The 17992-nt window shown below is 42.1% G+C and carries 16 protein-coding genes and 2 tRNA genes; 17 read left to right on the top strand and 1 reads right to left on the bottom strand.

Annotated features, from left to right (window positions below):
• Positions 1 to 612 precede the first annotated feature (612 nt).
• The 3 genes from ACWXWT_RS15660 to secF all read left to right on the top strand — a co-directional run bounded on the left by ACWXWT_RS15660 (position 613) and on the right by secF (position 4087).
• The gene (locus ACWXWT_RS15660) at positions 613 to 1221 is read left to right on the top strand and encodes a hypothetical protein (RefSeq protein WP_456042509.1); all 609 of its coding nucleotides are present in this window, start codon (positions 613 to 615) and stop codon (positions 1219 to 1221) included.
• A 126-nt stretch (positions 1222 to 1347) separates the two neighbouring features.
• Complete coding sequence (gene secD / locus ACWXWT_RS15655; RefSeq protein WP_456042508.1) at positions 1348 to 3159, top strand: protein translocase subunit SecD; 1812 nt, start codon at positions 1348 to 1350, stop codon at positions 3157 to 3159.
• A 4-nt stretch (positions 3160 to 3163) separates the two neighbouring features.
• The gene (secF, locus tag ACWXWT_RS15650) at positions 3164 to 4087 is read left to right on the top strand and encodes a protein translocase subunit SecF (RefSeq protein WP_456042507.1); all 924 of its coding nucleotides are present in this window, start codon (positions 3164 to 3166) and stop codon (positions 4085 to 4087) included.
• A gap of 63 nt (positions 4088 to 4150) precedes the next feature.
• Here secF and yhbY read toward each other — a convergent pair whose 3' ends face one another.
• Complete coding sequence (yhbY, locus tag ACWXWT_RS15645; protein ID WP_456042506.1) at positions 4151 to 4450, bottom strand: ribosome assembly RNA-binding protein YhbY; 300 nt, start codon at positions 4448 to 4450, stop codon at positions 4151 to 4153.
• Between the two features lie 90 nt (positions 4451 to 4540).
• Here yhbY and rlmE point away from each other — a divergent pair, with 90 nt between their 5' ends.
• The 14 genes from rlmE to rpsO all read left to right on the top strand — a co-directional run bounded on the left by rlmE (position 4541) and on the right by rpsO (position 17665).
• A complete protein-coding gene (gene rlmE / locus ACWXWT_RS15640) occupies positions 4541 to 5170 on the top strand; it encodes a 23S rRNA (uridine(2552)-2'-O)-methyltransferase RlmE (protein ID WP_456042505.1) in 630 nt (209 codons plus the stop codon).
• 45 nt (positions 5171 to 5215) lie between these two features.
• Positions 5216 to 7165: an ATP-dependent zinc metalloprotease FtsH gene (gene ftsH, locus ACWXWT_RS15635; protein WP_456042504.1), complete on the top strand. Its 1950-nt coding sequence runs from the start codon at positions 5216 to 5218 to the stop codon at positions 7163 to 7165.
• A gap of 123 nt (positions 7166 to 7288) precedes the next feature.
• The gene (gene folP, locus ACWXWT_RS15630) at positions 7289 to 8068 is read left to right on the top strand and encodes a dihydropteroate synthase (RefSeq protein WP_456042510.1); all 780 of its coding nucleotides are present in this window, start codon (positions 7289 to 7291) and stop codon (positions 8066 to 8068) included.
• Between the two features lie 53 nt (positions 8069 to 8121).
• Positions 8122 to 9459 carry a phosphoglucosamine mutase gene (glmM, locus tag ACWXWT_RS15625; RefSeq protein WP_456042503.1) on the top strand — a complete coding sequence of 446 codons (1338 nt, stop codon included), beginning with the start codon at positions 8122 to 8124 and terminating at the stop codon, positions 9457 to 9459.
• Positions 9460 to 9598: 139 nt separating this feature from the next.
• Complete coding sequence (gene tpiA, locus ACWXWT_RS15620; protein WP_456042502.1) at positions 9599 to 10381, top strand: triose-phosphate isomerase; 783 nt, start codon at positions 9599 to 9601, stop codon at positions 10379 to 10381.
• A 4-nt stretch (positions 10382 to 10385) separates the two neighbouring features.
• Positions 10386 to 10721 (top strand): preprotein translocase subunit SecG, encoded by a 336-nt coding sequence (secG, locus tag ACWXWT_RS15615; protein ID WP_456042501.1) that lies wholly within the window; start codon positions 10386 to 10388, stop codon positions 10719 to 10721.
• Between the two features lie 13 nt (positions 10722 to 10734).
• Positions 10735 to 10821 (top strand) — tRNA-Leu (locus ACWXWT_RS15610).
• 81 nt (positions 10822 to 10902) lie between these two features.
• Positions 10903 to 10978, top strand: a tRNA-Met gene (locus ACWXWT_RS15605).
• A gap of 168 nt (positions 10979 to 11146) precedes the next feature.
• The gene (gene rimP / locus ACWXWT_RS15600) at positions 11147 to 11602 is read left to right on the top strand and encodes a ribosome maturation factor RimP (protein ID WP_456042500.1); all 456 of its coding nucleotides are present in this window, start codon (positions 11147 to 11149) and stop codon (positions 11600 to 11602) included.
• A 31-nt stretch (positions 11603 to 11633) separates the two neighbouring features.
• Entirely contained in the window at positions 11634 to 13133 is a 1500-nt protein-coding gene (gene nusA / locus ACWXWT_RS15595) for a transcription termination factor NusA (RefSeq protein WP_456042499.1), read from the top strand.
• A 25-nt stretch (positions 13134 to 13158) separates the two neighbouring features.
• The gene (infB, locus tag ACWXWT_RS15590) at positions 13159 to 15804 is read left to right on the top strand and encodes a translation initiation factor IF-2 (RefSeq protein WP_456042498.1); all 2646 of its coding nucleotides are present in this window, start codon (positions 13159 to 13161) and stop codon (positions 15802 to 15804) included.
• A gap of 66 nt (positions 15805 to 15870) precedes the next feature.
• Positions 15871 to 16302 carry a 30S ribosome-binding factor RbfA gene (rbfA, locus tag ACWXWT_RS15585; RefSeq protein WP_456042497.1) on the top strand — a complete coding sequence of 144 codons (432 nt, stop codon included), beginning with the start codon at positions 15871 to 15873 and terminating at the stop codon, positions 16300 to 16302.
• Entirely contained in the window at positions 16302 to 17255 is a 954-nt protein-coding gene (gene truB, locus ACWXWT_RS15580) for a tRNA pseudouridine(55) synthase TruB (protein ID WP_456042496.1), read from the top strand. The genes rbfA and truB overlap by 1 nt, the downstream gene beginning before the upstream one ends.
• A gap of 140 nt (positions 17256 to 17395) precedes the next feature.
• A complete protein-coding gene (gene rpsO, locus ACWXWT_RS15575) occupies positions 17396 to 17665 on the top strand; it encodes a 30S ribosomal protein S15 (RefSeq protein WP_456042495.1) in 270 nt (89 codons plus the stop codon).
• The last annotated feature ends 327 nt before the right edge of the window (positions 17666 to 17992 follow it).

Raw genomic sequence — 17992 nt, 5'->3', positions numbered from 1 at the left:
CATAAAAAATAAGACATTCCCACCATCCATGGCGGTCAGATGCTGGAGGTAGAGTAACGCAGGAGCTTGTTACCGAGGATCACTATTCGCTTCAATCATCTGCCTTGCCTACAGCACTTTGAACTCCATATTTAATAGGATTGGTATTACTTTGGTTTATCACTTTGATGCGTATGTCGAAAGAATGGTTATTCCCTTGTAAAAATGGTAAGCCTGGGTGGCTCCAAAGGGCGAGATTCTGTTCTGTCTAAACTGATTAACATCATTTTTATGTACGACTACAAGGTCTAATTATTTTCATAAAAAATAAGACTTATCCACCATCTATGGCTGTCAGGAGCAAGAAATAGAACAATGCTGGATCCGTTACTGAGAACAATTATGCCTATAACACTATTATTTACCTAGAAGGCGCACTACCCCTATTGATTGATTTGATAATTATTAGAATTAAGATTATTTAGGTACATGTAAAATAATTAATTTGCGGATAACATATTGGTTAGATAGTATCGAAGTGCTTTGAATTGTGGTTATATTACATCGGGTGCCACACTACTCGTTTTTACTTGTATCTAAACGAATAATGTAAAAAAATTAATATAGGTCAACATGACGTTTCCTTGGGCTAGAATATTATTAATGTTGGTTATTGTGGGATTGTGTTCAATTTTCCTCATCAATAGTCATGCCTTAATATTGTCGCCGTCACATTGGCTACCTGCACATTTAACCTCATCTTTATCTGATTCTTGTATCGTGACAACGTCACCTCATCTTGTCAATTGCAACGCAGATAGCAAAGGAAACACCCAACTTAACGCCTTTACTACAAGCTCCGTCTCTGGCGCAGTAACTCAGCAAACAAGTTCATTTGTGTTATATAACCAACTCATTAATGTTAAAGCATCATTGCTAGGTTATGTCGGCGATGATGATTTTGGTCGTCAAATAAGTCAGTCTAATCCTAATGATGTTCATTATGTACCGACCTATTCTGCGCGCTATGTTAATTTAGCACAGCACCAACCCGATGAAGTTAGCCCACACTATTCATTGGCTTTTGAGTTTTTTTCTCCGCCAGTACCGAGTCTAACTATTGGTTATCAAGTGAATTTTAGCCCCCAACTCGATTGGATCTTATCTGCTTCATCTGCTCCTTCAAGAATTTCCGCATGGAAAGAGTCTAACCAACTGTTCGTACACGCTCACACCTGCTAACAGCACTATCTATCGTGAATATTTTCATTAGCTTAGCTAATGAGTTTTACTGTGGGTAGATGGTGCATCTTTATATAGCTCATCACTCGCTTTATCTTTAGCCTCGATGTAGTGAGATCAAGTGTTATGAAATCAACACCAAAAAACAGTGTATTAAATTGTTATTCCCAATGGAAATACTGGTTGCTTATTAGCACCTTAATTATTTTGTTTTTGAGTGCGTTACCTTCTTGGTATGGAGAAGACCAAGCGGTACAACTTTCAGTTAAACCGCAACATTCACTGACAACAGAACAAGTCCACCACGCATTGCAATTAGCAGGCATAAATAGCAAACGCATTGATCAGCAACAAGATAACATTCTTGTGGTATTAGCGGATGCAGATACACAGACGCAAGCAAAAGACACCTTAGTTAACCAATTTGGACGACAAGCTCAAGTGACGTTAACATTGTCGCCTGCGGCTCCAAATTGGTTATTAGATTTAGGTGTGAAACCCATCAAGTTAGGGTTAGATCTTCGTGGGGGGGTGCAGTTTCTACTTGATGTGGATCTTGATCTCGTATTTAAACATCAAGCCGTCATGATAGGCGATGCTGTAAAACAGTTTTCTAGGGATGAACATCTCAGCGGTGTGTCAGTGGTTTCAGGCGAGGGGGCTGAACTAACTATCAATGTTGTAAATGATGATGTTCGCGGTCAATTAAGGCTATTTATTGCACAGCAGTACCCATTGTGGCTAGTCAGTGGGCACCAACAAACATTAAATGTGAGCTTATCTGAAAATGAACAAATTAAGTTAACCAACTTAACGGTTCAGCAAAATTTACACATTATGCGTAGCCGTATTGAAGAGCTTGGGATTACTGAAGCTTTAGTGCAGCGACAAGGTGAAAATCGTATCCGTATTGAACTGCCCGGCGTACAAGATCCTGCTACGGCCAAGAATGTAATTGGAGCGACTGCCAGTTTAGCGTTTTATCCTGTTGCTCAGGAAGGCGCTGTCAATGCTATTGTCCTTAACGACGAACACAATAAACCTATTTATGTGAGCAGGCGGCCTGTGCTTGGTGGTGATCACATTATTGACGCTCAAGCGGCAACGGGTGACTTTGGTATGGCAAAAGTGAACATCAGCCTTGATACTGCAGGTGGTAAGTTAATGTCAGATTTTTCTCGTGACAATATCGGTAAACCGATGGCAACTGCCTACAGTGAATTCAGCCGTAATGAGCAAGGCCTCGCGATTAAAACGACAAAAATAATCAGTGTCGCAACCATTCAAAGTCAGTTAGGTAACCGCTTTGAAATCACAGGGGCAGGAAGTCATCAAGAAGCTCAGCAACTTGCATTACTGTTAAGGGCGGGCTCAATGACAGCACCTGTTACGATTGTTGAAGAGCGGACCATTGGCCCTAGTTTAGGAGCTGAAAATATTGCGAATGGCTTTGCTGCACTAGCATTAGGTATGGCTGTGACATTACTGTTTATGGCTTGTTGGTATCGCCGTTTAGGTTGGATAGCCAATGTGGCATTAATTGGCAATATGGTGATGCTATTTGGGCTGTTAGCGCTAATCCCTGGTGCTGTGCTGACATTACCAGGTATTGCAGGGTTAGTACTTACTGTTGGTATGGCCGTTGATACTAATGTTCTTATTTTCGAAAGAATTAAAGAGAAACTCTCAGAAGGTCGAAGTTTTGCTAGTGCAATTGATGTGGGGTTTGACAGTGCTTTCTCAACTATTTTTGACGCCAACTTCACCACAATGATTACTGCAGTTGTACTGTTCTCTATTGGTAATGGCCCCATTCAAGGTTTTGCGCTAACACTCGGATTAGGACTACTCACTAGTATGTTTACCGGCATTTTTGCATCGCGCGCATTAATCAATTTAATTTATGGTCGTGACACTCGTCGCGCCATTAAGGTGTAATCCCATGAACTCAAATCTAAAACATGATTCAACAATTAATTTCAACTACTTAACTAAATGGCGCTACACCTCTAGCATTATATCAATCGTGTTAATGTTGATGTCGTTAACGGTTATTGGCGTAAAAGGCTTTAACTGGGGGCTCGATTTTACGGGTGGTGTGGTGACAGAAATACAGACCGATAAAGCCATTACTGCAAGCGAAATCCAACCGTTAATGATTGCCGCTTATGATCAGGATGTCAGTGTCATTTCGGCTGGCGAAGCAGGACGTTGGATTTTACGCTACGCAGATGTGCCAAAAGGAGAGACAACGCCTTTTTTAATTGATGTCTTGGCACCACTTAATGCTGATATATCAGTATTAAACAGTAGTATTGTTGGGCCGCAAGTAGGGCAAGAGTTAGTTGATCAAGGTGGATTAGCTTTGCTCGTGGCAATGTTGTGTATCATGGGATATCTAAGCTACCGTTTTGAATGGCGTTTAGCTTCAGGGGCATTATTTGCATTAATGCACGATGTGGTGTTTGTGCTCGCCTTTTTTGCACTGAGTCAGATGGAGTTTACTTTAACCGTGCTGGCGGCAATTCTGGCTATTTTGGGGTATTCACTCAATGATTCGATCATTATTGCCGATAGGATCCGTGAGCAACTAATAGCTAAACCAACATGGAATACTACGAATATTAATAATCTTGCCGTTAAATCGACCTTCTCTCGAACCATGGTGACATCGGGTACAACATTACTCACGGTGGTCGCTTTGTGGATGATGGGCGGCGCACCGCTTGAGGGATTTTCAATTGCCATGTTTATCGGCATTTTAACGGGTACATGGTCATCAATATCGGTTGGCGCAACATTACCTGAGTTTTTGGGACTAAAAGCGGAACATTATTTAGTGGTGCCGTTACCAGAGACACCGTAGATATATGAATTATTTTTAATAAAAAAGCCGCTGAAGTTCAGCGGCTTGTTAATGTAAGTCTTGTTATTTTGCTTTTGGTAAGGCAATCTTCATTTCTGCTGAATGGCGGAAGATCACCAAAACATGTCCAATAAGTTGCACTTTCGCAGACTGAGTTTCACGTATTATGGCGTCAACGATGGCATTTTTAAGCTCTCTGTCGGCAGAGGCTACTTTCACTTTAATCAATTCATGATGAGTAAGAGCGCTATCAATTTCAGCCAGAACACCCTCAGTTAGTCCATTGCCACCAAGCAGCACGACTGGCTTTAGACTATGCGCCAGACCTTTTAAATGCTGTTTTTGTTTGGTTGTTAAGTTCATTTGTACCAACTTTTGCTGAGTTACTGTTGAAAAAACGGTATTCTACCCTTATATAGAGCTTATGTAACTCTGAATTGTTGCGGAATTTAAATGGTAACCAAAAAACGTACGGCAAGTTCTACTCGCTGGATGCAGGAACACTTTGATGATCACTACGTAAAACTCGCTCAAAAGCGTGGCTTACGATCAAGAGCTGCATTTAAATTAGAAGAAATCCAACAAAAAGATAATCTGATTAAACAAGGAATGACGGTTGTTGATTTAGGTGCTGCACCTGGTGGTTGGTCACAAGTTGCTGTTAAACTGACGGGTGATAAAGGTAAAGTGATTGCTTGTGATATTTTACCAATGGATCCTATTGTTGGTGTTGATTTCCTCCAAGGTGACTTTAGAGAAAACAAAGTACTTGAAGCATTGCTTGAGCGTGTAGGTCAAGATAAAGTGGATGTGGTACTATCAGATATGGCTCCGAACATGAGTGGTTCGGGTGCTGTAGATCAACCTAGAGCTATGTATTTAGTTGAGTTAGCGCTAGATATGTGTCATCAAGTGTTGGCGCCTAACGGCTGTTTTGCTGTTAAAGTCTTTCAGGGGGAGGGCTTTGACGACTATATAAAAACAGTTAAACAGGCATTCAAAGTAGTAAAAACCCGTAAACCAGACTCCTCTAGAGCACGCTCTCGAGAAGTCTATCTAGTGGCGACTGGTTACAAGTTGTAGTAGTCTAACGTTAATAATCGCAGGACTGTTAAGAGGTCTAGTAATTTGAGTGACATGGCAAAAAATTTAATACTCTGGGTAGTCATCGCTGTTGTACTGATGTCAGTGTTTCAGGGTTATTCCCCCTCTTCTTCGAATTCGCAGAAGATGGATTATTCCGCCTTTTTGGACAATGTTCGAAATGGTCAAATTAGTATGGTCGAAATAAAAAGCGATCAAAGAACGATTGAAGGGTCAAAACGCACCGGCGAGAAGTTCACCACTATTATGCCTATGTATGATCAAGATTTAATTAACGATCTTGACCGTAAAGGTATCACTATGAAAGGTCAGGAAGCTGAAGAGTCTGGTTTCCTTACTCAAATCTTTATTTCATGGTTCCCAATGTTACTACTGATTGGTGTATGGATATTCTTCATGCGTCAAATGCAAGGTGGTGGCGGTAAAGGCGCGATGTCATTTGGTAAAAGTAAAGCCAAACTGATGAGTGAAGACCAAATTAAAACTACGTTTGCTGATGTTGCTGGTTGTGATGAAGCAAAAGAAGAAGTAAAAGAGCTGGTTGATTACTTACGTGACCCTACAAAGTTCCAAAAATTAGGCGGCCGTATTCCTACAGGCGTGTTAATGGTTGGTCCTCCAGGTACGGGTAAAACGTTACTTGCCAAGGCTATTGCTGGAGAGTCGAAAGTACCATTCTTTACTATTTCTGGTTCAGATTTTGTTGAAATGTTTGTTGGTGTTGGTGCATCTCGTGTGCGTGACATGTTCGAACAAGCCAAAAAATCAGCACCTTGTATCATCTTTATCGACGAAATCGATGCCGTAGGTCGCCAACGTGGTGCTGGTGTTGGTGGTGGACATGATGAACGTGAACAAACATTAAACCAGATGTTGGTTGAAATGGATGGCTTTGAAGGTAACGAAGGGGTGATTGTCATTGCGGCAACTAACCGCCCAGATGTACTTGATGCCGCCTTACTTAGACCTGGTCGTTTTGACCGTCAGGTAGTGGTTGGTTTACCGGATGTTCGTGGTCGTGAGCAGATCCTTAAAGTACACATGCGTAAAGTGCCTATATCAGACGATGTTAAAGCCAGTGTTATTGCTCGTGGTACACCTGGATTCTCTGGTGCAGACTTAGCAAACCTTGTCAACGAAGCTGCGCTATTTGCCGCACGCGGAAACCGTCGTGTTGTTGGGATGGAAGAGTTTGAACGTGCTAAAGATAAAATCATGATGGGTGCAGAGCGCCGTTCTATGGTGATGTCTGAAGCAGAAAAAGAAATGACCGCTTATCATGAAGCTGGCCATGCGATTGTAGGTTGTTTAGTACCTGAGCACGATCCAGTGCATAAAGTGACTATTATTCCTCGTGGCCGTGCATTAGGTGTGACGTTCTTTTTACCTGAAGGTGACTCTATTAGCCAAAGCCGCCGTAAACTTGAGTCTCAAATATCGGTTGCTTATGGTGGACGCCTTGCTGAAGAACTTATTTACGGAAGTGAAAAAGTGTCTACTGGTGCTTCACAAGACATTAAATATGCAACGTCTATTGCGCGCAACATGGTGACTCAATGGGGCTTCTCTGACAAACTCGGTCCGTTACTCTATGCTGAAGAAGAAAATGAAGTTTTCTTAGGACGCAGTATGGGTAAATCAAAAGCGATGTCAGGTGATACTGCGACATTGATTGATTCTGAAATTAAAGCCTTCATAGACAAAAACTATCAACGTGCTCAAACGTTACTAACGGATAATATGGATATTTTACATGCGATGAAAGAAGCGCTAATGAAATATGAAACCATTGATTCGTTACAAATTGATGATTTGATGCATCGACGTGAAGTTCGTATGCCAGCAGATTGGCAAAAAGATGATTCTTCTGATGACAAAGGTGATGGAAATAGCACGCCAAAATCTGAAGTTGAAACGTCAACAGAAGATAGCAAAGCTGATATTAATGATGCTGATGAATCTCCGGTAAAATAAATAATCAAGCGAATAAAGATAACCCCGAAAGGGGTTTTCTTGTTTTTACTCTTTAGGAAGGAAATTCACGTGTTTCAATTAACTCACGCTAATAAAACGCTCGATTTATCTGCTCCAGTTGTAATGGGAATTGTGAATATTACCCCTGATTCTTTTTCTGATGGTGGCGACTACTCAAATTTTGAATTGGCCTGTAATCATGTCGATTACATGATTGAACAAGGAGCATTAATTATTGATGTCGGCGGGGAATCAACGCGCCCAGGCGCAGCTGAAGTTACTGTTGAAGAAGAGCTTGAACGTGTTATCCCAATTATTGAATATATAGCGAAAAAACATGATGTATGGATTTCGGTAGATACCAGTAAACCAGAGGTAATGGAACAGGCGGTCAATGCGGGTGCTAATATGATTAATGATGTACGTGCATTGCAAGCACCTGGCGCCTTAGCGATGGCTGCAATACTCGATGTCCCTATATGTTTAATGCACATGCAAGGTGAACCGAAGACCATGCAAGATGCACCTCAATATCACGATGTTGTTGATGAGGTGACTGCTTTTTTTGAGCTACGAATTGCTTACTGTGAAGCTGCAGGAATTGAACGTGATCGCTTAATTCTTGATCCAGGTTTTGGCTTTGGTAAAACTTTAGCGCATAATTATCGTCTATTAGCGACATTGCCAATGTTACATGAGTTTCATTTGCCGATTTTAGTCGGTTTGTCGCGTAAAAGTATGATTGGTAACCTGTTAGCCCGCGATACAGACCAACGCCTTGCTGGAAGTCTTGCGGGAGCCTTAATTGCAGCTCAACAAGGTGCACAGATTATCCGAGTTCATGATGTACCTGAAACTGTTGATGTACTTAAAGTGATGTCAGAAACGATGGCTAACATGTAGTGACATTGGCATGGCTATGCGACGAGTAAAATAAATTACTTAAGTGGGGATCAGTGAAGCAAAGACAATTTTTTGGAACCGATGGTATTCGCGGCAGAGTTGGGGCGGGTAAGATGACCCCAGAGTTGGCATTGAAGCTCGGTTGGGCTGCAGGACGAGTATTGTCACGAAATGGCACTCAGAAAGTGATTATTGGTAAAGATACCCGTATTTCAGGTTACCTATTTGAATCAGCTTTAGAGGCAGGATTGTCAGCTGCAGGACTCAATGTATTACTACTTGGCCCAATGCCAACACCTGCAGTTGCCTATTTAACCCGTACATTTCGTGCTGAAGCTGGCGTAGTCATTAGTGCTTCACATAACCCTTATTATGATAACGGAATCAAGTTTTTCTCTACCGACGGTAGCAAACTTGATGATGCTATTGAATTAGAAATAGAGGCTGAGCTCGAAAAGCCGTTAGTGTGCGTTGAATCGCATTTATTAGGCAAGGCCCGAAGAATTGAAGATGCCGCAGGGCGCTACATCGAATATTGTAAAGGGAACTTTCCTGCCGATCACACTCTTGAAGGTTTAAAAATTGTCGTTGATTGTGCCCATGGTGCAACTTATCACATAGCACCCAATGTGTTTAGAGAGCTTGGCGCTGATGTGATTGCCATTGGAGATAAACCTGACGGGCTAAATATTAATGAAAAAGTCGGCGCGACTTCTATGGCTAAAATTTGTGAAACTGTGTTAGCCGAAAAAGCTGATATAGGCATTGCTTTAGATGGTGATGGCGACCGAATCATGATGGTAAACCGTTTTGGTGATGTGATTGATGGTGATCAGATCTTGTATGTTTTAGCGGTTGATGCCCAAAAAAGAGGTGTATTAAAAGGTGGTGTAGTCGGCACATTAATGTCTAACTTGGGGTTAGAACTGGCACTGCAAGCGTTGGATATTCCTTTTGTTCGTTCAAAAGTAGGTGATCGCTATGTTATGGAAATACTTAAAGAAAAAGATTGGCGTATCGGTGGAGAGAACTCTGGCCATATTCTCAATTTAGATCATGGTACTACCGGCGATGGCATCATTGCGGGTATTTTAGTTTTAGCGGCCATGTGTCGCCAAAAAGCGTCGCTTGAACAATTAACAGAATCAATGAAAATGTTACCGCAAGTCTTAGTTAATGTTCGCTTTGAAGGCTATTCAAATCCACTTGATTCAGATGCGGTTAAATCAGTACAAGCTGACGTAGAACAACAATTAGGTGCTCGTGGACGAGTATTATTACGCAAGTCTGGTACAGAACCGTTAATCAGAGTGATGGTTGAAGGTGATGATCATCCACAAGTGCTGGCACATGCAAATCGTATTGCTGACGCGGTAAAGGCAGCATGTTAATCATTTGAATATTCAGTTATGTTGTTACGCGCTTAAAAAGTAGACGCTTCGACAGATTATATGAAATATTCCCCTTTTAGCTCTTGTAACTTGATAAGTGGTTCGCTATTATTCACGCCGCTTTCAGAGGAGACAGTGAATGGCACTCAGACGTCCTATGGTCGCTGGCAACTGGAAAATGAACGGTAATTCGGCTTTAGCCCAAGAACTTTTCAAGAAGTTTGCTACAAAGCTCCAAAATGATTCAGCTGAAGTGGTTTTATGCCCGCCTTCAATTTATCTTGAAAGTGTTAGGCAGCTGCTTGAAGCCAATAAGCAAACCCTAGATGGCTCGCTTGTAAGAATGGGCGCGCAAAATCTTAGTCAACATGATTTTGGTGCGTATACCGGAGAAATATCCGGGCAGATGTTAAAAGATTCTGGATGTCGATATGTTATTATCGGCCATTCCGAACGTCGCCGTATGTACGGAGAGACGAGCAATATAGTGGCAGAGAAGTTTGCCGCAGCGCAAAAAAATGGTCTAACACCGATTTTATGTGTAGGTGAATCAGGACCGGCTCGAGAAGCAAGACGTACCTTTGAGGTGATTGCGGAAGAGCTTGATATAGTAATTGAAAAAAACGGTACCATGGCTTTTGATAACGCGATTATCGCCTACGAACCTTTATGGGCTGTAGGTACAGGTAAAAGCGCAACACCAGAGCAGGCTCAAGAAGTACATGCGTTTATTCGCAGTCGTCTCTCTGAGGTCTCTCCCTTTATTGGTGAGAATATCAGGATTCTATATGGTGGTAGCGTCACCCCAAGCAATGCGGCAGATATATTTGCCCAGCCTGATGTTGATGGTGGTCTGATTGGCGGTGCAAGTTTGAACTCAAGTGAGTTTTTAAGTTTATGTACCATAGCAATGAGCGCGTAATAATATGTACGAAGTTCTTATAGTTGTATACTTGGTGGTGGCTTTAGGCCTAATCGGCTTAATTTTAATCCAACAAGGAAAGGGTGCCGATATGGGCGCATCTTTCGGAGCCGGTGCTTCAGGCACGTTATTTGGTTCCAGCGGATCAGGTAATTTTTTGACCCGCAGTACTGCAGTATTAGCCATTGGCTTTTTTGCATTGAGTTTGGTGATTGGTAATTTAAGTGCTAATCATACTCAGCAAAATGATCAATGGAATGATTTAGGTTCAGCAGCAGAGCAAATCATTGATGAAGCGCCTGTGCAAACCGAAAAGTCAGAGACTAAAATCCCTGACTAGTAAACCAGGTGTCGCCGAGGTGGTGGAATTGGTAGACGCGCAGGCTTGAGATGCCTGTGTCTTAACGGACGTGCGGGTTCAAGTCCCGCTCTCGGCACCAAATTTTAACTAACAAATCATGGATAGAGTTTGATTAGTTATTGCAAGATATAGTGTAAATCAATATACTTGCATCAGTTGACGCGGGGTGGAGCAGTTGGTAGCTCGTCGGGCTCATAACCCGAAGGTCGTCGGTTCAAGTCCGGCCCCCGCAACCAGCTCCTTGTAGTTTAATTTCGAAAGAAGTTAGGCTGCAATTTACAGGTTTTATAATAAAATAACCTCGTGATTACGGGGTTTTTTGTTATATGGACTTTTAAATATCCGTGTTTTTGCGGGTTGCAATGGGGCTATTAGCCCTTTTTTTGTTTTTTTGGGGGTCATTTTTGGCAACAATAGAATCCAAGCTAGTTGAAATGTTAACGGTACCCGTTGAAGCATTAGGCTTTCAACTTTGGGGCATTGAGTATATTCAAGCTGGTCGTCATTCAATTTTACGTGTTTTTATTGATCACGAGAATGGCATCAATATTGAAGATTGTGCAGAAGCCAGTCGTCAAGTTAGCGCAGTTATGGATGTTGAAGACCCTATTTCTACAGAATACACATTAGAAGTATCTTCACCAGGCGTAGATAGACCTTTATTTACTGCCGCACAATATGCCGCCTATGTGGGCGAAGATGCAAAAGTACAACTGACTATGCCTGTTGCCGGTAGTCGTAATTTAAAAGGCGTCATTAGTAGTGTTGATGGGCAAATGCTCACCATCACAGTTGATGGTAAAGACTTGATTGTTGCTTTGGATAACATCCGTAAAGGCAACGTTATCGCTAAGTTTTGATAGTTTCAGGTGAAGAACGAGGCAAGACCAAATGAATAAAGAGATCCTGCTAGTCGCAGAAGCGGTTTCCAATGAGAAAGGCGTTCCGCGCGAGAAAATTTTTGAAGCGCTAGAAATTGCACTGGCTACTGCAACTAAGAAAAAATATGAAGGCGACATCGAAGTTCGTGTTGCGATTGATCGTAAAACCGGTCACTACGATACTTTCCGTCGTTGGATGGTTGTTGATGACAAAGGTGAAGCACTGGAAAATCCATACAGTGAAATTACCCTTGAAGCTGCACTTTTTGAAGAGCCAGGTATAGAACCTGGTGAGTTTATTGAAGATCAAATTGACTCAGTCGCTTTTGACCGCATTACAACACAAACTGCTAAACAAGTTATCGTACAAAAAGTACGTGAAGCTGAACGTGCACAAATTGTTGAGCAATTTATTGAACGTGAAGGTGAGATAGTTACCGGCGTTGTTAAGAAAAGCACCCGTGAAAGTGTGGTTGTAGATTTAGGTAACAACGCTGATGGCGTTTTATTTAAAGAAGATTTAATCAGCCGTGAATCTTTCCGCCCAGGTGACAGAGTGCGTGCTTTATTGTACTCAGTTCGTCCAGAAGCTCGCGGCGCACAATTATTTTTAACGCGCAGCAAGCCTGAGATGTTAATCGAGCTTTTCCGTGTTGAAGTGCCTGAAATCTACGATGAGCTTATCGAAGTTATGGGTGCTGCACGTGATCCTGGCGCTCGTGCTAAAATTGCCGTCAAATCAAATGACCGCCGCATCGATCCGATAGGCGCTTGTGTTGGTATGCGTGGTGCACGTGTACAAGCGGTATCAAATGAGTTAGGTGGCGAACGAGTAGATATTGTGATGTGGGACGATAATCCTGCACAATATGTGATCAACGCCATGGCGCCCGCTGATGTAGCCTCTATCATTGTCGATGAAGATAATCATTCGATGGATATTGCTGTTGAGGCTGACAGTTTGGCTCAGGCTATTGGCCGTAATGGTCAAAATGTTCGTTTAGCCACTCAACTGACAGGTTGGGAATTAAACGTCATGACAGTAGAAGACATGAACAAAAAACACCAAGCAGAAAGTGCTAAAGTGATTGATTTGTTTGTGGCGTATCTCGATGTAGACGAAGATTTTGCAGCTGTATTAGCTGATGAGGGATTCACTTCGCTAGAAGAAATTGCTTATGTTCCAGAATCTGAGCTATTAGCAATAGAAGGTTTCGACGAAGGAATCGTTGAAGCATTACGTGAACGTGCAAAGGCGGCAATCTCAACAAGAGCATTAGCATCCGAAGAAGCGTTAGATGGTGCAGAGCCAAGTGATGATTTATTAGCATTGGAAGGATTAGAAAGACATTTAGCTTATGTTCTTGCGAGCAACGGCGTAGTGACTTTAGAAGACTTGGCCGAGCAAGGTATTGACGATTTAATTGATATTGAAGAATTAACAGAAGCAAAAGCAGGTGAGCTCATCATGGCTGCCCGCAATATCTGTTGGTTTGGCGAAGAAGCATAAGTCGATCAACAGGGGGATTTAATTGATGGCAGATACAAGCGTAGAAAAATTAGCAGCAGAAGTGGGTAAGTCAGTCGATCGACTACTTGAACAATTTTCAGAAGCGGGTATGAGTAAAAAACAACTTGATTCCGTTTCAGAAAATGAGAAGCAACAACTTCTAGATTATCTAAAAAAACAACATGGTGCAGATGCTGTACCGACCAAAATGACATTGCAACGCAAAACGGTATCTACGTTAAGTGTCGCAAGTACTGGCGGTCAATCAAAAGACGTTAAAGTAGAAGTGCGTAAAAAGCGTACTTTTGTTAAACGAGATGATGCAGAATTAGCAAAACAAGCGGAATTAGAAGCTCAAGCAAAAGCCAAAGCAGAAGCCCAAGCCAAAGCGGAAGCTGAAGCAAAAGCCAAAGCAGCGGCAGAAGCGAAAGCAACTGCAGAAGCGAAGAAGAAAGCGGAAGCAGAAGCCAAATTGAAATCAGAAAAAGTAAAATCTGAACCTAAAGTGACTAAAGTTGCAGACCCAGAAACTGCCGCAGCTAAAGCTGAAGCAGAACGTTTGAAAGCGACTCAAGAAGCTGTGCTGACTCAAAAGCAAAAAGATGAAGCCGCTAAAGCAGCTGAAAAAGCACGCCAACTTGCTGAAGAGAACTCTAAACGTTGGGCAGAAGAAGAACGTCAACGTTTAGATGCAGAAAAGAATAGCGATCATCACATTACAACCTCTAAAGTTGCTCGTGCGGCAGAAGACAGTTCAGATGCGGATGACGAAAAACGCGGCCGTCGTGCTCGTAATAAAAACGCCAATAAAAAACGTGGCGGAAAAGATGCACGTGATGGACGCGAGAAACACATGCGTAACCGCAGTACAGCACCACAATCTATGGCTCATGGTTTTAATAAACCAGCTGCAGCTGTCAGTCGTGATGTGCGTATTGGTGAAACCGTAACGGTATCTGAACTTGCTCACTTAATGGCAATTAAGGCCACTGAAATCATCAAACAGATGATGAAAATGGGTTCAATGGTAACGATTAATCAAGTGCTTGACCAAGAAACTGCGCAAATGGTTGCAGAAGAATTAGGTCATAAAGTGGTGCTTATTCGTGAAAATGAACTAGAGCATCAAGTACTGCAAGATCGCGATGACAACATTAAGTTAGAATCTCGTGCTCCTGTTGTAACGATTATGGGTCACGTTGATCACGGTAAAACATCATTATTGGATTACATCCGTCGTGCGAAAGTTGCAGCAGGTGAAGCCGGTGGTATTACTCAACATATTGGTGCATACCATGTTGAAACCGATAACGGCATGATCACCTTCCTGGATACTCCTGGTCACGCGGCGTTTACGTCAATGCGTGCTCGTGGTGCCAAGGCGACAGATATTGTTATTTTGGTTGTTGCTGCTGACGATGGTGTAATGCCACAAACGATTGAAGCGATTCAACATGCTAAAGCAGGTAATGTACCGTTAATCGTTGCTGTTAACAAAATGGATAAGCCTGATGCTGATCCAGAACGTGTTAAGAGTGAATTGTCTCAACATGGTGTTATGTCAGATGATTGGGGCGGAGATAATATGTTCGTTCACGTATCAGCGAAAACTGGTATGGGTGTTGACGAACTGCTAGAAGGTATCTTGCTTCAATCTGAAGTCTTAGAACTTAAAGCTGTACGTGATGGAATGGCTGCCGGTGTGGTGATTGAATCGCAACTTGATAAAGGTCGTGGCCCTGTGGCAACTATCTTGGTTCAGGAAGGTACATTACGCCAAGGTGATATCGTTTTATGTGGTCTTGAGTATGGTAAAATTCGTGCGATGAAAGACGAAAACGGCCATGCTATCACAGAAGCGGGTCCATCAATTCCGGTAGAGATTCTAGGTCTATCTGGTGTGCCGTCTGCTGGTGATGAAGCGACCGTAGTGCGTGATGAACGTAAAGCGCGTGAAGTTGCATTATATCGCCAAGGTAAATTCCGTGATGTTAAGTTGGCTCGTCAGCAAAAATCTAAGCTAGAAAACATGTTTGCCAACATGGAAGAAGGCGAAGTGCAAGAATTGAACATCGTACTTAAAGCGGATGTTCAAGGTTCTCTTGAAGCGATTTGTGAGTCTTTAGCTAAACTGTCTACAGATGAAGTTAAAGTGAACATCATAGCACGTGGTGTTGGCGCATTAACTGAAACTGATGCAACATTGGCCGCGGCTTCAAATGCTATTCTTGTTGGTTTTAACGTACGTGCAGATGCACAGGCACGTAAGACCATTGAAGCAGAGAGCGTTGATTTACGTTATTACAGCATTATTTATAACTTAATAGATGAAGTTCGTGCTGCAATGACAGGTATGTTGGCTCCTGAATTTAAACAAGAAATCATTGGTCTTGCTGAAGTTCGTGATGTATTTAAGTCTCCTAAAATTGGCGCGATTGCCGGTTGTATGGTTACTGAAGGTATTGTTAAACGTAGTGCACCAATTCGTGTTCTACGTGATAACGTGGTTATCTTCGAAGGTGAACTTGAATCGTTACGCCGCTTTAAAGACGATGCTCAAGAAGTCCGTAATGGGATGGAATGTGGTATTGGCGTGAAGAACTACAATGACGTTCGTGTAGGAGACCAAATAGAGGTCTTTGAAACCGTCGAAATAGCTCGTACCTTATAAGAACCAATGGAAGGGCGGCTTTAGCCGCCCTTTTTGATTGTTGAATTAACGATATGGCATATCATCATGGCAAAAGAATTTAGTCGTACACGTCGTATAGCACAGCAACTCCAGCAAGAACTTGCAATGGTGTTGCAACGCGATATGAAAGATCCTCGCATTGGTTTTGTCACAGTAAACGACGTCGACGTTTCACGTGACTTAAGCTATGCAAAAGTTTTTGTGACTTTCTTTGAAGAAGACACTGAACTTGTTCAACAAAAAATTGATGCGCTGACCGCAGCGGCACCTTATATCCGCACTTTAGTTGCAGGACGTATGAAATTACGTGTTATGCCTGAATTGCGTTTTATTTACGATAGTTCGCTCGTTGAAGGTATGCGTATGTCTAATCTAGTAACGCAAGTTATTGGTAACGACAAGGCAAAACAACAACAATTTACTTCAGATGCATCTGATGACAGTGGAGCTGTTGACGGTGACAAGGAGCAAGATTAATGGCTCGTCGCCCTAAAGGCCGATTTATCGATGGCATTGTGTTACTCGATAAAGATACAGGCATGAGCTCTAACTTTGCACTGCAAAAAGTTAAGCGTATATTTAATGCCAATAAAGCAGGTCATACAGGTGCTTTAGATCCATTAGCTACAGGGATGCTACCCATTTGTCTTGGTGAAGCAACTAAGTTCTCTCAGCACTTATTGGATGCAGATAAACGCTATCTCGTCACCGCTAAGTTGGGTCAACGTACTGATACCAGTGATTCAGACGGTGAAGTGGTACAAACTCGTCCGGTTGATTTTACTCAAGCATTATTGGACGAAAAACTCGATTTTTTTCGGGGGACAACTCAACAAATACCTTCAATGTATTCAGCGTTAAAATATCAAGGTCAGCCTTTATATAAATACGCTCGTGAAGGGATTGAAGTGCCACGGGAATCAAGGCCTATTACGGTATTTGAGCTTAATTTTATTAAGCTTGACGGTGATGAGCTAACGTTAGATATTCATTGTTCTAAGGGTACTTATATTAGAACAATTATTGATGATCTCGGCGAAATGCTGGGCTGCGGTGCACATGTCATTATGCTACGTCGAACTCAAGTAGCAGAGTATCCTTATGAAAAAATGGTCAGTTTAGCAGAACTTGAAGCCTTATTAGCGCAGGCTCAAGAACAAGATATCGCACCTAAAACATTGCTGGACCCATTATTGCTGCCAATGGATACTGCGGTGGCTAAGTTTCCTGAAATCAACTTACCTGATACGTTGCTGTACTACGTCATGCAAGGGCAAGCAATTCAAGCTGCTGGGCTTAAGCCTGATGAATTGGTTCGAATTACGATTGGTGACGAACGTAAGTTTGTTGGGATTGGTTGCATGAATGATGATGGCTTATTAGCGCCAAAACGTTTGATCGTTATGCACGATAATGATCCTGCAGCCTAGTTCGTGCTGATATGAGTGACTTGGCAGATAAATAATTTAATTTATATTGCGGTTAGGCATCAATCTGGTTAGAATATCGCGCTTGCTCTGGCTGAGTTAGTGATCGGCTAGAGATACATTTACTTTTTTTGGAGATACACATGTCACTAAGTGCTGAAGCAAAAGCAAAGATTTTAGCTGAATTTGGTCGTTGTGAAAACGATTCAGGTTCAACAGAAGTTCAAGTAGCTTTGTTAACTGCTCAAATCAACCACCTTCAAGGTCACTTTAAAGAGCACATCCATGATCACCACTCACGTCGTGGTCTATTACGTATGGTTAGCGCGCGTCGTAAGCTTACTGCTTACTTAAAGCGTACTGACGTTGCACGTTATACTGCTTTGATCCAGAAGTTAGGTTTACGTCGTTAATTCGACATTCTACTTACTTTTGTAAGTCGTTAAACCGTATAAAAGGAGACTATTAGTCTCCTTTTTTATTACCTATGATTTGCCCTCGAAAGATCAATCAACCTTTACAAGCCTAAATCTGCATCAAATTGGTGTTTTATACCAATCTCATTAAATATCTGGTCAGTTCAGAGTCTTTCAGGTTTTTCAATTTAAGGCAAATTGATGTAGAAATGGTTGTTGCCTTTTAAATCGATGTAACACAGAAGTGGAATACCTGAGAGACTCCATTCTGGCGGGTTTCAAAGTCCTTTATGCTTCGTTAGATGCTTTCAAAATACGACGGCA

The organism is Shewanella sp. A22, assembly GCF_053850585.1.
Note: the sequence above shows the minus strand (reverse complement) of the source record. Positions and strands in the feature narration are given on the sequence as shown.

Coding starts and splice junctions, on each gene's coding strand:
- folP (WP_456042510.1), top strand. CDS start 7,289: ATGGGAATTGTGAATATTACCCCTGATTCTTTTTCTGATGGTGGCGAC.
- tpiA (WP_456042502.1), top strand. CDS start 9,599: ATGGCACTCAGACGTCCTATGGTCGCTGGCAACTGGAAAATGAACGGT.
- infB (WP_456042498.1), top strand. CDS start 13,159: ATGGCAGATACAAGCGTAGAAAAATTAGCAGCAGAAGTGGGTAAGTCA.
- yhbY (WP_456042506.1), bottom strand. CDS start 4,450: ATGAACTTAACAACCAAACAAAAACAGCATTTAAAAGGTCTGGCGCAT.
- secG (WP_456042501.1), top strand. CDS start 10,386: ATGTACGAAGTTCTTATAGTTGTATACTTGGTGGTGGCTTTAGGCCTA.
- ACWXWT_RS15660 (WP_456042509.1), top strand. CDS start 613: ATGACGTTTCCTTGGGCTAGAATATTATTAATGTTGGTTATTGTGGGA.
- secF (WP_456042507.1), top strand. CDS start 3,164: ATGAACTCAAATCTAAAACATGATTCAACAATTAATTTCAACTACTTA.
- secD (WP_456042508.1), top strand. CDS start 1,348: ATGAAATCAACACCAAAAAACAGTGTATTAAATTGTTATTCCCAATGG.
- nusA (WP_456042499.1), top strand. CDS start 11,634: ATGAATAAAGAGATCCTGCTAGTCGCAGAAGCGGTTTCCAATGAGAAA.
- rpsO (WP_456042495.1), top strand. CDS start 17,396: ATGTCACTAAGTGCTGAAGCAAAAGCAAAGATTTTAGCTGAATTTGGT.
- rbfA (WP_456042497.1), top strand. CDS start 15,871: ATGGCAAAAGAATTTAGTCGTACACGTCGTATAGCACAGCAACTCCAG.
- rlmE (WP_456042505.1), top strand. CDS start 4,541: ATGGTAACCAAAAAACGTACGGCAAGTTCTACTCGCTGGATGCAGGAA.
- truB (WP_456042496.1), top strand. CDS start 16,302: ATGGCTCGTCGCCCTAAAGGCCGATTTATCGATGGCATTGTGTTACTC.